General features: G+C 44.1%; 9 protein-coding genes and 1 pseudogene. 9 read left to right on the plus strand and 1 reads right to left on the minus strand.

Annotated features, from left to right (window positions below; genetic code table 11):
* The first annotated feature begins 206 nt into the window (after window positions 1–206).
* From A6D97_RS11185 to dnaJ, 3 genes are all read left to right on the plus strand, one after another.
* Entirely contained in the window at window positions 207–1,244 is a 1,038-nt protein-coding gene (locus tag A6D97_RS11185) for a polysaccharide lyase family 7 protein (protein ID WP_017059866.1), read from the plus strand.
* Window positions 1,245–1,630: 386 nt separating this feature from the next.
* Window positions 1,631–3,544 (plus strand): molecular chaperone DnaK, encoded by a 1,914-nt coding sequence (gene dnaK / locus A6D97_RS11190; RefSeq protein WP_017067645.1) that lies wholly within the window; start codon window positions 1,631–1,633, stop codon window positions 3,542–3,544.
* A gap of 284 nt (window positions 3,545–3,828) precedes the next feature.
* Window positions 3,829–4,977, plus strand: coding sequence for a molecular chaperone DnaJ (dnaJ, locus tag A6D97_RS11195; RefSeq protein ID WP_017059869.1), 1,149 nt, complete (start codon window positions 3,829–3,831; stop codon window positions 4,975–4,977).
* A 124-nt stretch (window positions 4,978–5,101) separates the two neighbouring features.
* Here dnaJ and A6D97_RS11200 read toward each other — a convergent pair whose 3' ends face one another.
* Complete coding sequence (locus A6D97_RS11200; RefSeq protein WP_017059870.1) at window positions 5,102–5,539, minus strand: type IV pilin protein; 438 nt, start codon at window positions 5,537–5,539, stop codon at window positions 5,102–5,104.
* Window positions 5,540–5,641: 102 nt separating this feature from the next.
* Between A6D97_RS11200 and A6D97_RS11205 the strand changes: the two genes are divergently transcribed.
* The 6 genes and pseudogenes from A6D97_RS11205 (at window position 5,642) to A6D97_RS11230 (ending at window position 11,888) form a co-directional block, all read left to right on the plus strand.
* Window positions 5,642–6,190: a GspH/FimT family pseudopilin gene (locus A6D97_RS11205; protein ID WP_017059871.1), complete on the plus strand. Its 549-nt coding sequence runs from the start codon at window positions 5,642–5,644 to the stop codon at window positions 6,188–6,190.
* A gap of 28 nt (window positions 6,191–6,218) precedes the next feature.
* The gene (locus A6D97_RS11210; RefSeq protein ID WP_017059872.1) at window positions 6,219–6,800 is read left to right on the plus strand and encodes a hypothetical protein; all 582 of its coding nucleotides are present in this window, start codon (window positions 6,219–6,221) and stop codon (window positions 6,798–6,800) included.
* Complete coding sequence (locus tag A6D97_RS11215) at window positions 6,797–8,107, plus strand: hypothetical protein (RefSeq protein ID WP_065584389.1); 1,311 nt, start codon at window positions 6,797–6,799, stop codon at window positions 8,105–8,107. Before A6D97_RS11210 ends, A6D97_RS11215 begins: the two co-directional genes overlap by 4 nt.
* Window positions 8,097–8,546, plus strand: coding sequence for a prepilin-type N-terminal cleavage/methylation domain-containing protein (locus A6D97_RS11220; protein ID WP_083190229.1), 450 nt, complete (start codon window positions 8,097–8,099; stop codon window positions 8,544–8,546). Before A6D97_RS11215 ends, A6D97_RS11220 begins: the two co-directional genes overlap by 11 nt.
* A gap of 298 nt (window positions 8,547–8,844) precedes the next feature.
* Window positions 8,845–10,407 (plus strand): AbgT family transporter, encoded by a 1,563-nt coding sequence (locus tag A6D97_RS11225; protein ID WP_017059875.1) that lies wholly within the window; start codon window positions 8,845–8,847, stop codon window positions 10,405–10,407.
* 214 nt (window positions 10,408–10,621) lie between these two features.
* Window positions 10,622–11,888 (plus strand): annotated as a pseudogene (locus tag A6D97_RS11230) (hemolysin family protein).
* The last annotated feature ends 85 nt before the right edge of the window (window positions 11,889–11,973 follow it).

The raw sequence follows: 11,973 nt of genomic DNA on the forward strand, positions 1-11,973 counted from the left end.
TTTTTTGTTTCTGATGATAAGTGCTTTGGGCTATCTGATAACTTGGCTAAAAATATCTTTGATTGGTGTTAAGTCTCATTTTTTCTTTTTACTCGTGCCGAATTGGCCATCAGTTTTCAATTTTTAATATAGATCACATATAATAATACAATATTATTTTATTGTTCTGACAACCTACATTATGACGACATAAAGGAAACCCAATAATGAAGCTGTCTTACCTTAGCCTACTGACTGCCAGCCTTTTAGCCGCTCCCGCTCTTGCTTCTAATCACGATATTGGTCAACAGTTCAATCTTGACCCTGCAAAAGCACCAGCACAAAACTTCGATTTATCTAAATGGAAAATTAACTTACCGGAGCTGACGACTGAAGGGTCTAGAAAAGGTAAAACGCTGGAGATTGGTAAAAAGGAACTGTCGAATGTAGACACGCCTTACGTTCACCCTAAATGGTTCTACACGGATGCTGAATCTGGTGCGATGGTGTTTGTGGCTCCGAATACAGCTCCAACGACGCCAAACAGTAAAAACACGCGTAGTGAGCTAAGAGCGATGCTAGCGGATAGCTACTCTGCGCCGAGCAACAACTTCGCGATTTCAAGCCATAAGAACGCGGAAGAGTTTGGCTCTATCGGTGGCCAGATGACGGCAACACTTTCTGTTGATCAGGTGAGCACCAGCGGTAATTATAAGAAAACCGGTGCATTCTCTGTGGTTATTGGTCAAATCCATGGGTCGGATAATGAACCTCTGAAAATTGTTTACCGCAAGTTGCCAGAACATGAGCATGGTTCGTTAACGTGGAACTATGAGTTAAACCCGCCGACAGAGATGAAAAACGCGAAGGATGAAAACGGAAAGAAACTTCGTAAAGACATTCGCCATGATGTATTTGGTCAATACAATCTGAAAAAAGGCAGCTCGGACCCTGCTGATGGCATCAAGCTAGGTGAAGTGTTCTCATACGATGTGAATATCAAAGATAACATCATGCACTTAACCTTTACTAAGAATCCAAACTCAGCCGATCCTATTGTGAAGACGTATGATGTTGATTTGGCTAAGGGTAAGTATCAGGGGCATGATATCGACCTTGGTTATGGACAGGACTGGATGTACTTCAAGGCGGGCGCATACAATCAATGCAACACTAAGAAGTCGAGCTCAGCCTGTGAATGGCGTGGTATGGAAGCGGGTGATTACACTCAAGCGAGCTTCTACCAGTTAGTGCTCAACCAATAATATGGCTGAATCAGTCACCATTTGAACAATATTTAACTGATTAATATCTATTTGAAAAAGACCTTCCACATGAAGGTCTTTTTTTATGGCATCTGGAATAGGGTTGAGGTTTCAATGTGGCGACAAATGCGAGAGTTTCTCAACATTGGAGCCTTAATTGGCAAGGGATCGGTCACTTTTTACCTTTATGTAAAAAGATACGGGAAAAAATAGATTTTTTTTACTTATTCCCTTGAAAACCAGTTTGCAGCCCTTATCTATGGTGCATACGAAAGCAAATTACATTTGCACTTTAATTTTGTGTATTAGGGTTGATTCCCTGATTACCACCCCCACATATGTGGGTATAGCAAAAACTTAATAGAAAATATTTCGGAGATGGCCTGATGGGTAAAATCATTGGTATTGATTTAGGTACTACTAACTCTTGTGTTGCTGTTCTTGACGGCGACAAACCACGCGTAATTGAAAATGCTGAAGGCGAACGCACAACAGCATCAGTAATCGCATACACAGAAGGCGAAACGCTAGTTGGTCAACCTGCAAAACGTCAAGCTGTTACTAACCCTCAAAACACACTGTTCGCTATCAAGCGTCTAATCGGTCGTCGTTTTGAAGATGAAGAAGTTCAACGCGATATCGAAATCATGCCTTTCAACATTGTTAAGGCTGACAACGGTGATGCATGGGTTGAAGCGCAAGGCCAAAAAATGGCTGCTCCTCAAGTATCTGCTGAAGTTCTTAAGAAAATGAAGAAAACAGCTGAAGACTTCCTAGGCGAAGAAGTAACTGGCGCAGTAGTAACTGTTCCTGCTTACTTCAACGATGCTCAACGTCAAGCAACGAAAGATGCTGGCCGTATCGCTGGTCTAGATGTTAAACGTATCATCAACGAACCAACTGCTGCTGCTCTAGCTTACGGCCTAGACAAGCAAGGTGGTGATCGCACTATCGCTGTATACGACCTTGGTGGTGGTACATTCGATATCTCTATCATCGAAATCGATGAAGTAGAAGGCGAGAAGACTTTCGAAGTTCTTTCAACTAACGGTGACACTCACCTTGGTGGTGAAGATTTCGATAACCGCATGATCAACTACCTAGTAGATGAGTTCAAGAAAGAGCAAGGTATCGACCTTAAAGCTGATCCACTAGCAATGCAGCGTGTTAAAGAAGCAGCAGAAAAAGCGAAAATCGAGCTTTCTTCTACTACTCAAACTGACGTAAACCTACCTTACGTTACTGCTGATGCGACTGGCCCTAAGCACATGAACATCAAAGTGACTCGTGCGAAGCTTGAGTCTCTAGTTGAAGACCTAGTTCAACGTTCTCTTGAGCCACTAAAAGTTGCTCTAGCGGATGCTGACCTATCGGTAGGCGAAATCACTGACGTTATCCTAGTTGGTGGTCAAACTCGTATGCCTATGGTTCAAGCTAAAGTAACTGAATTCTTCGGTAAAGAGCCACGTAAAGACGTGAACCCTGACGAAGCTGTTGCAATGGGTGCTGCTGTTCAAGGTGGTGTACTAGCTGGTGACGTTAAAGACGTTCTACTACTAGACGTTACTCCTCTATCTTTCGGTATCGAAACGATGGGCGGCGTGATGACTAAGCTTATCGAGAAAAACACAACTATCCCTACTAAAGCGGATCAAGTGTTCTCTACAGCTGAAGACAACCAAAACGCAGTAACTATCCACGTTCTTCAAGGTGAGCGTAAGCAAGCGACTTACAACAAGTCTCTTGGTCAGTTCAACCTAGAAGGTATCCAACCAGCACCACGTGGCATGCCACAAATCGAAGTAACATTCGACCTAGATGCTGATGGTATCCTGAACGTATCTGCTAAAGATAAAGCAACAGGTAAAGAGCAGAAGATCACTATCCAAGCATCAGGCGGCCTGTCTGAGGAAGAGATCGAAGCAATGGTACAAGAAGCAGAAGCTAACAAAGAAGCGGACAAAAAGTTCGAAGAGCTAGTAACTGCACGTAACCAAGCTGACCAAATGATTCACGGCACTAAGAAGCAAGTAGAAGAAGCTGGTGAAGCTCTACCTGCAGACGAGAAAGCTAAAATCGAAGCGGCTATCACTGCACTAGAAGAAGTTAAGTCTGGTAACGATAAAGAAGCTATCGACGCTAAAGTTCAAGAACTTATGCAAGCAGCTCAAAAGCTAATGGAAATTGCTCAACAGAAAGCTCAAGCTGAACAAGCTGGTGCTGACGCTGGTGAACAACCTAAGCAAGACGACGATGTTGTAGACGCTGAGTTTGAAGAAGTTAAAGAAGACAAAAAATAATTTCGTCGCAGAGTAGCCTGATTTCGTTATCGGAAGTGTCCACCTACTAACGTAGGCTCCGCGCTTCCACTTAGGACTCAAGCTATCTGCTTAGAAATTTGTCTCAAAGACTTATTATTGCGGGCGTCAGAGGTAACTCTCACGCCCGTAAATTTGTATTTAGACTTGTCGATCTAGATAATAGCTTTATTCGGCATTTCAGCCGGCAGAACTTTTATCTAGATTGATACACAGACTACTGAAGTGATCATTCGGTAGTAGCAATTATTTTGGTGACCTAGAACATGTCAAAACGTGATTTTTACGAAGTATTAGGCGTAAGCCGCGATGCATCAGAGCGCGATATTAAAAAAGCGTACAAACGCTTAGCGATGAAATTCCACCCGGACCGTAACCAGGGTGATGAGACCGCAGCAGATAAGTTTAAAGAAGTAAAAGTAGCGTACGAGATCCTAACCGATTCTCAAAAGAAAGCAGCTTACGACCAATACGGTCATGCAGCCTTTGAACAAGGTGGCATGGGCGGCGGCGGTGGTTTCGGCGGCGGTGGCCAAGGTGACTTCGGCGATATCTTCGGTGACGTATTTGGCGACATCTTCGGCGGCGGTCGTCGTGGTGGCGGTCAACAGCGTGCACAACGTGGTTCAGATCTACGTTACAACATGGAACTTTCTCTAGAAGAAGCGGTTCGTGGTGTTTCTAAAGAAATCGAAGTACCAACACTTGTAGAGTGTGATACTTGTGACGGCAGCGGCGCGAAAGCGGGTTCTTCTGCACAAACGTGTGGCACTTGTCATGGCCACGGCCAAGTACAAATGCGCCAAGGTTTCTTTGCGGTTCAACAGACTTGTCCTACTTGTAACGGTAAAGGCAAGATCATCAAAGACCCATGTAACTCATGTCATGGTCAAGGTCGCAAACAGAAGACGAAAACACTTAACGTTAAGATCCCTGCTGGTGTTGATACTGGCGATCGTATTCGTCTATCAGGCGAAGGCGAAGCGGGAGAGCAAGGCGCTCCAGCTGGCGATCTGTACGTACAAGTACACGTAAAAGAGCACAACATCTTCGAACGTGACGGCAACAACCTTTACTGCGAAGTACCAGTAAGCTTCTCTATGGCTGCTCTAGGCGGTGAAGTTGAAGTTCCAACACTGGATGGTCGTGTAAACCTTAAGGTACCAGAAGAGACACAAACGGGCCGTATGTTCCGTATGCGTGGCAAGGGCGTGAAAGGCGTTCGTGGTGGCGGTGTGGGTGATCTAATCGTTAAGCTAGTGGTTGAGACTCCAGTTAAGCTAAGCGCTCGCCAGAAAGAATTACTGCGTGAATTCGAAGAAACCTGTGGTGGTGAAGCGGCAAGCAAGCATAAGCCAAAGTCTGAAGGTTTCTTTAGCGGCGTTAAAAACTTCTTCGATGACCTAACTAAGTAATTAGATTGTTGATACTTTAAGTTGTTGATAAAATTAAAAAACCTGCTCATGTAGCAGGTTTTTTTTGTATCTCAAACCTGGTTCTTTCTCTTTCTCTTTCTCTTCACCTGAAACCCTCATCACACTACATCCAGCAGGCTTCTGGGTATTCGACATTAGCACTGTCGAGAGTGAGCACTTTATGGTTTTGTCCATCGAAGCAGTTGTCTTTATCTTGACCTACTCCCGACTGAGGTGTTGCTGTAATCGTATAGGCAGCAGAAGCCGAACTGGTGACACTGAAAACAAAACGACTCGCTTCGGTATCGCAGATCAAACAATCGCTTCCCGAAACAATACCACTCCAGTCATAACCGCTGTCATAGGCTGCTTCTAGTTCTAATTGAATTCGAGCTATGTCAGCGAGTGCGCTAGTTCGATGTCCAGTCACTACGTGGTTGGTATAGCTCGGATAGGCGATAGCCCCCAAAATCCCAATGATGGCAACCACAATCAATAACTCGATCAATGTCATCCCTTTTACGCGCGTGTTGTTGCTGTTGCATTTATTTTTTCGAATCATCACGAGGACTTCCTTTTCACTTATCTGGCTATTTTTCCTTAGTGTTAGCATGTGCGCAAGGTTGAGTACGGTTGCTCAAGTTATTACATAGGAATTTGGGAAATGACTCGCGGGTTTACGCTATTAGAGCTGCTGATTACTGTAGTGGTGCTTTCAGTGCTACTGGCTGCGGCTGCCCCTAGTTTTAGTTCTTTGTTGGCTTCTTCTAAACTGCAGCGCTTAGCCCCTGAGGTTCATAGTTTTCTTATTACTGCCCGATCAGAAGCGGTCACTCGTAACCAAGAGCTTTATGTTTTGTTCTTGGTTTCAGGTGCCTTAGGTGGAACCGAAAGTTCTGATGGTGATTGGGATATGGTGTTGAGCAGTTCAACATTTTACGTTTCTGATAATGTACTTATGCATCTTGATGGTTCGGCATATAGAGGTATAAAAGTAGACTTTAATTTCTCCAATAGTACTTCAATTGCGATCGATAACGTCAGGGGACGTTTTCGAGACGGTAATGTTTCACTCGCCTCCACGAATGCGCTGTCGGATGTACTTTCAATCATCGCATCGAAAACGACAGGGCGGATCCGAATTTGCAGCAGTGACCCAAACAGCGATGGGCGCAATAGCATAGGTCATTATGGTTATGAGATCTGTGGCTAGGAGTGTTCAAGGTAGTACCTTGGTCGAAATGTTAGTGGCCTCTGTGATCGGTGTGATTGTTATCGGTACTATCGGCTCGGTATTTGTTACCAACCAACGTTTGAGTTCAGAAAAGAGCTTGGAGCTGCTCTTATCTCAGAACCTATTCGCTACTACTCAAATGATGAAAGAGGAGCTCTGGCGAGCCGGTTATGATGCAGACTCTGGACAATCAGTGAAGCTATCGGGCGCTGCCAATACGATTTATACCTTTCAATCCAGTGCCAGTGAATCTTACGTTGGTTTTGTTTATCGACAAAACAGCGCATCTTCGGCCTATCGAAACATTGTCTATCAATTTAAGGGTAATAAGCTGAACTATTGCCAAGAAGAATCTTCTTATTTATTAGATATCACTCAGATTACGTCATCTGGTTTGGGAGCAATGACATGTGAAAGTTTGTTTTTCGAAAAGCAAATAGAAGTAGAACTTTTTTTGGTTTCTGTAACTGAGTTATCTAACAGTCTGGCAACCTCGCAAAGAGTCGATATCGCTCTAGAAGCTTCTCTTGTGAATGCAGATGAAAGTCAGAGAGTAGTGACTTCAGTGGTACAAAGGAATTGGCAATGATGCGATTAAAGCAAAATGGAGCGGTAACACTACTTCTAGTCAGTATTCTATTGATTGGTGTGCTGATCGTTTCTCTTGGTAGCTTTAAAACCACTTTTTACCAAATAAAGCGTGCTCAAAACGAGGTTCAAGCTCGCAAAGAACATTGGACCGCCGAGGGGGGATTGGAGTGTGGTCTAAGCGTTATTATTGAAAACAGCAGTACCGCGATCCCAGGTGATCTCCTGGATTCCTGTAGCAACAAGCTTTCTTCATTAGATAAATCATCCGATAACGCTAATATCCTTGTCTCAACCGCCAACAGAACATCGATTAATAAAGAAATTCGATTTTCTAATGATTCGGGTTTGGGGGCCATACAAGCAATATCGGCTCTCGAAATTATTTCCGAGGACATCATGGATATCGACCCTGAACTCAGTGAAACCAGTAACAACGGTGTATATGAGTGTGTGGCAGTTCGGTTTTTCGACTCTGTTATACACACCAAAGGTACAGGGGGGAGCTTAATCACCGTTTCTAATCCTGAGAATGCACCTGCAGATTTTAGCGCTTGTAAAGATGCGGTAACTGACTTGAGTGAGAGCGCAACGATTACCGCATCGGGTAGTGATCCTAGCGGTGCTTTTATGAGTGATTACGTTCATGACACCAATCTAAATGGTTTCGAAAACTACTTCGGGGTAAAGAAAACAACGGACAATATCAACGCCCTTAAAAGTAATGAATATGAGGTAATAAACCTATTAGAGACGGATTCTCACGGGAATACCGTGCATGTAGATTTCGATTCAAACACAAATAAATACGTGGGCAAGGAGTGCAGTACTCGAATCAATGATGCCTTTTCAGCTGGTAAAACTAAGGTGTGGGTCATTGGGGACTGTGTAGTTTGGCACCCAGCCATTAATATTGTGGATAGTGCAGGAACGATCACACCACGATCTTTAGTGGTCGAAAATGGGATTTTCGCAAATGGAAACGCCAGTGTACTTGATGGTGCTTTTTATCACTTGAATGACATGAGTGTCTTCAAGGACGCTTCAGGTGCTGAAAACAACACGGACTTTCTTGCTGATAGTTGGGATAAGTTACCAGCAACGATGGATTACTCTTTATTGGTTAAAGAAAATAGTACCTATATAGCTAACGCTTCCTTCTTCCCTAAAGGAGGCATATTTTTGGATTCAATCGGGGGGCTTTCTACGATTAAAGGCTCGATGAATCTAGATTATCGAGGAGAATACAACCCGCATGATGAACCTGTCGAAATACAGTGGAAAAAGGGCTCATGGAGTGATTTCTAACCAGCGTGGTTTTAGTTTACTTGAAGTACTTATCTCTTTTCTACTGGTGGGCGTGGCCGCGTTAGGCATGGTCAAGCTGCAGACCTACACTGAGCAGAAAGCCGACTATGCGATTCAGAGTATCGAAGCGCTGCATTTTGCAGAAAGGCAGATGGAGTATTATCGAACTCGGGCGTCTAATGCGAGTGGGGCGGTAGGTTTAATTCCTTTTTCGGAACTAAATCAGGCGAGTTATTGTCTCAACATAGCAAGTTCAGATGCTTTATCCGGTTTGTCGGGTTCTGCCTATGCCATGACCTGTGAAGTGACTAATGCAAACGGTGCTCTGTCTAGCGCATTAAAAAGCATTACTGTCACAATTGCATGGCAAGATCGTATGAACCACGCACAAAGTATTTACCTCGAAACTATGCTCTCCAAATACAGTGAGTTTGATTGACCCTCAAGCAAACGTTTACTGCATGCCAAGGCTCATGCTACCCCTTTTACTGATAATTTTCACTCCTCGGACATTCTTTATGTGCCAGTTAAAACTCTGTATATGGAATGGTATGTTTTGTGTTTTTATATTGTTGCTGTTGTATGGTATTTTTGCAAAACATGTCTCCATTTATGGAAAATTAGGTGGAATCTTGTGCTTTTTAACAACGACTTTAATAGAATATGTGCTGTACCAATAGGCCGTGGTCAAAACTTATATTAGGCCTAAACAAAACAACATCACATATGGAGTTACAATGAGTAACCAAGCCGTAAAAAAAGCACCATCGACTGAGAAGATCAGTGGTATGGACCGCTTTCTAAACTTCATTGAACGCGCCGGCAACAAAATTCCAGATCCAGCAATCCTGTTCTTCTGGGCTCTAGTTATTGTATGGGTAGCATCTGCACTTTTATCGAATCTTTCATTCGACTTAATCAACCCTCAAACGGGTGCTGCTCTTGAAGTAAACAACCTACTAACTGGTGAAGCGCTTGCTAGCTTCCTAGCGAATATGGTTACCACGTTCACAGGCTTCGCACCTCTAGGCATCGTACTTGTTGCTATGCTAGGTGTTGGCGTTGCAGACTCTTCAGGCTTCATTACGACTGGCCTTAAGAAGATGCTTAACTTCACGCCAGCTAAGCTACTAACGCCGATGCTAATCTTGGTTGCTATCGTGTCTCACACAGCAGCTGATGCAGGTTACGTTCTAGTAATCCCTCTTGGCGGTATCATCTTCCACGCTGCGGGTCGTCACCCTCTAGCGGGTATTGCAGCAGCGTTTGCTGGTGTATCAGGTGGTTTCTCAGCGAACTTTATCCCTTCAGGTATTGATCCGCTACTAGCTGGTTTCACTCAAACAGCGGCAAACGTTCTTGACCCTGCATATGTGATCAACCCTCTAGCGAACATCTTCTTTACTGGTTTGTCTTCAATTCTAATTGTGGCAATTGGTTGGTACGTTACAGAGAAAATTATCGAGCCTCGTCTTGCTAATACGCCTGTAGATGAAGATGCAGAACAAGCACCTGATCTAGGTACGTTCACAGCCATTGAATCTAAAGCATTCAAATTCGCTGGTTGGGCAATGGTTGCCGGTATTGGTCTGCTTATCGCGGCTCTAATGCCTGAAAACTCAGCACTTCGTTCACCTGAAGGCGAATTAACGGCGTTCTCAGCACCAGTAATGAAGTCTATCGTTCCTCTGATCTTCATCCTGTTTATTATTCCGGGTATCGTCTACGGCCGTGTAGCGGGTACATTCAAGAATAGTAATGATGTTATCAAAGCAATGTCTGAGACGATGGCAACGATGGGCGCATACATTGTAATGTCGTTCTTCTGTGCTCAGTTCCTATCTGCATTCGCTCAATCAAACATCGGTACTATGCTGGCACTTTACGGTGCTGAAGGCTTGAAAGCGATGGACCTTCCAGGTGAAGCAACGGTTGTTGGTATGATTCTACTAACGGCTGCAGTTAACCTTCTTGTTGGTTCTGCTTCAGCTAAGTGGGCACTGATTGGTCCTATCCTAGTTCCAATGCTAATGGTTGTGGGTATCTCTCCTGAGCTATCTCAAGCGGCTTACCGTGTAGGTGACTCAGTGTCTAACATCATCTCTCCACTAATGGTGTTCTTCCCACTGGTTGTTGTTTACTGTCAGCGCTACGTTAAGTCGACAGGTATCGGTACTCTAGCTTCTCTAATGATGCCATTCTCGATTGCGATGTTAATCGGTTGGTCTATCTTCTTGCTAGCTTACTGGGCTCTTGGTATCCCACTAGGTATCCAAGCACCTTACACTTACACAATGTAAGATTGAACTAAGCAAAACTAAGCTTTATTCATTGCTAAGCCCGCACCGAAATGTGCGGGCTTTTTTTCGCTATTTTTTCCGTTTTTTATATCCAAGGTTTTTATATCCAAAACTTTCTATATCCAAAACTTTTTATATTCAAAATAAAGGCACTCAGCTTATACTCCGGATTACGGCTAATTGTTGGCCGGTAAATTTAGGAAATCCAAGCCACATGAAAATTCTGCTTTTAGTAGGGTTAATTGTTTTAAATGGTCTGTTTGCCATGTCTGAGATTGCATTGGTAGCAGCAAAAAATAGTCGGCTGAAACGCTTAGCCGAAAACACCGCTCCGCTCAGGTTGCTCTTGATCTCAAAGAAAACCCAACCCGCTTCCTCTCTACAATCCAAATCGGTATCACGGTAATCGGCCTACTCAGCGGGATTGTGGGTGAGGCGACGCTATCGGCTCCACTGGCCGTTCAACTTGAACTGTGGGGATTAGACCCAACACAAGCAAATATCTTGTCTACTGCGGTTGTGGTGGTGGGTATTACTTATTTCGACCAAAGCGTTTTGCTCAGTCTCAAGCTGAAAACATTGCTGTGTTAGTCGCGCTGCCAATCTTCTGGTTATCTAAAATCGCGACGCCGTTTGTGTTTGCGTTGTCGGCTTCAACGGAAGGTATTCTTAAGTTGATGGGCCGAGGCGGTGAAGAAGATAGCGTTACCGAAGATGATATCCATGCACTTGTGAAAGAGGGCTCAGAATCGGGTGTGATTGAACGCGGCGAACAAGAGATGATTCGTAATATCTTGCAGCTTGATGATCGTCTTGTGAGCTCATTGATGACTCCGCGTCGAGACATCGACTTTCTGGATGTCGACCAACCCGTTGAGCAGATATTAAAGAAACTGCGTTCATCAAAACACAGTGTGTTTCCATTGTGCCAAGATCACCTCAATAAAGTGGTGGGTACATTGTCAGCCAAAGCCTTGCTGAATCAGGCGGGCAATCTAAGCATTCAAGTGATCATGGGGCTGTCTCGCTCGCCGATCTATGTTCCAGAATCGATGAAAGCTCTGCGTCTACTTGGCTACTTTAAAGAGTCGGGCACCGAGATGGCATTCATTGTCGACGAGTATGGCGATGTTCAAGGTCTTGTGACTCATTACGATATTCTTGAGGCGATTGCTGGCGAGCTATCGAATAATCCGAACGATCTTTGGACCGAGCAAGTGGAAGACGGTTTGTTGGTGGATGGATTGATTCCTATCAGTGAACTGAAAAACCGTTTAGAGCTATCGGATTTTGAGGGCGAAAGCGAGAGCTTCCAAACGCTGAATGGCCTTGTGACATGGTTAATAGGGCGCTTACCGGATGCAGGCGAAGTTGTTCAATACCAGCAGTGGCAGTTTGAAATTATCTCTGTTGAGAACAATCGCATTGTGAGTATCAAAGCGACGCCAATAGCCGATGACATAGAAGACGCTAATAGCTAACAGTTCGACCAACCAGCAAGCGGCAATGGTTCATTGTCTGTTGTTGTCTATTACCTCTTTATTGTTCATTATCTCTAAGATTAGG

This window comes from Vibrio sp. ZF57 (assembly GCF_001691235.1).
Lineage (GTDB): Bacteria > Pseudomonadota > Gammaproteobacteria > Enterobacterales > Vibrionaceae > Vibrio > Vibrio crassostreae_C.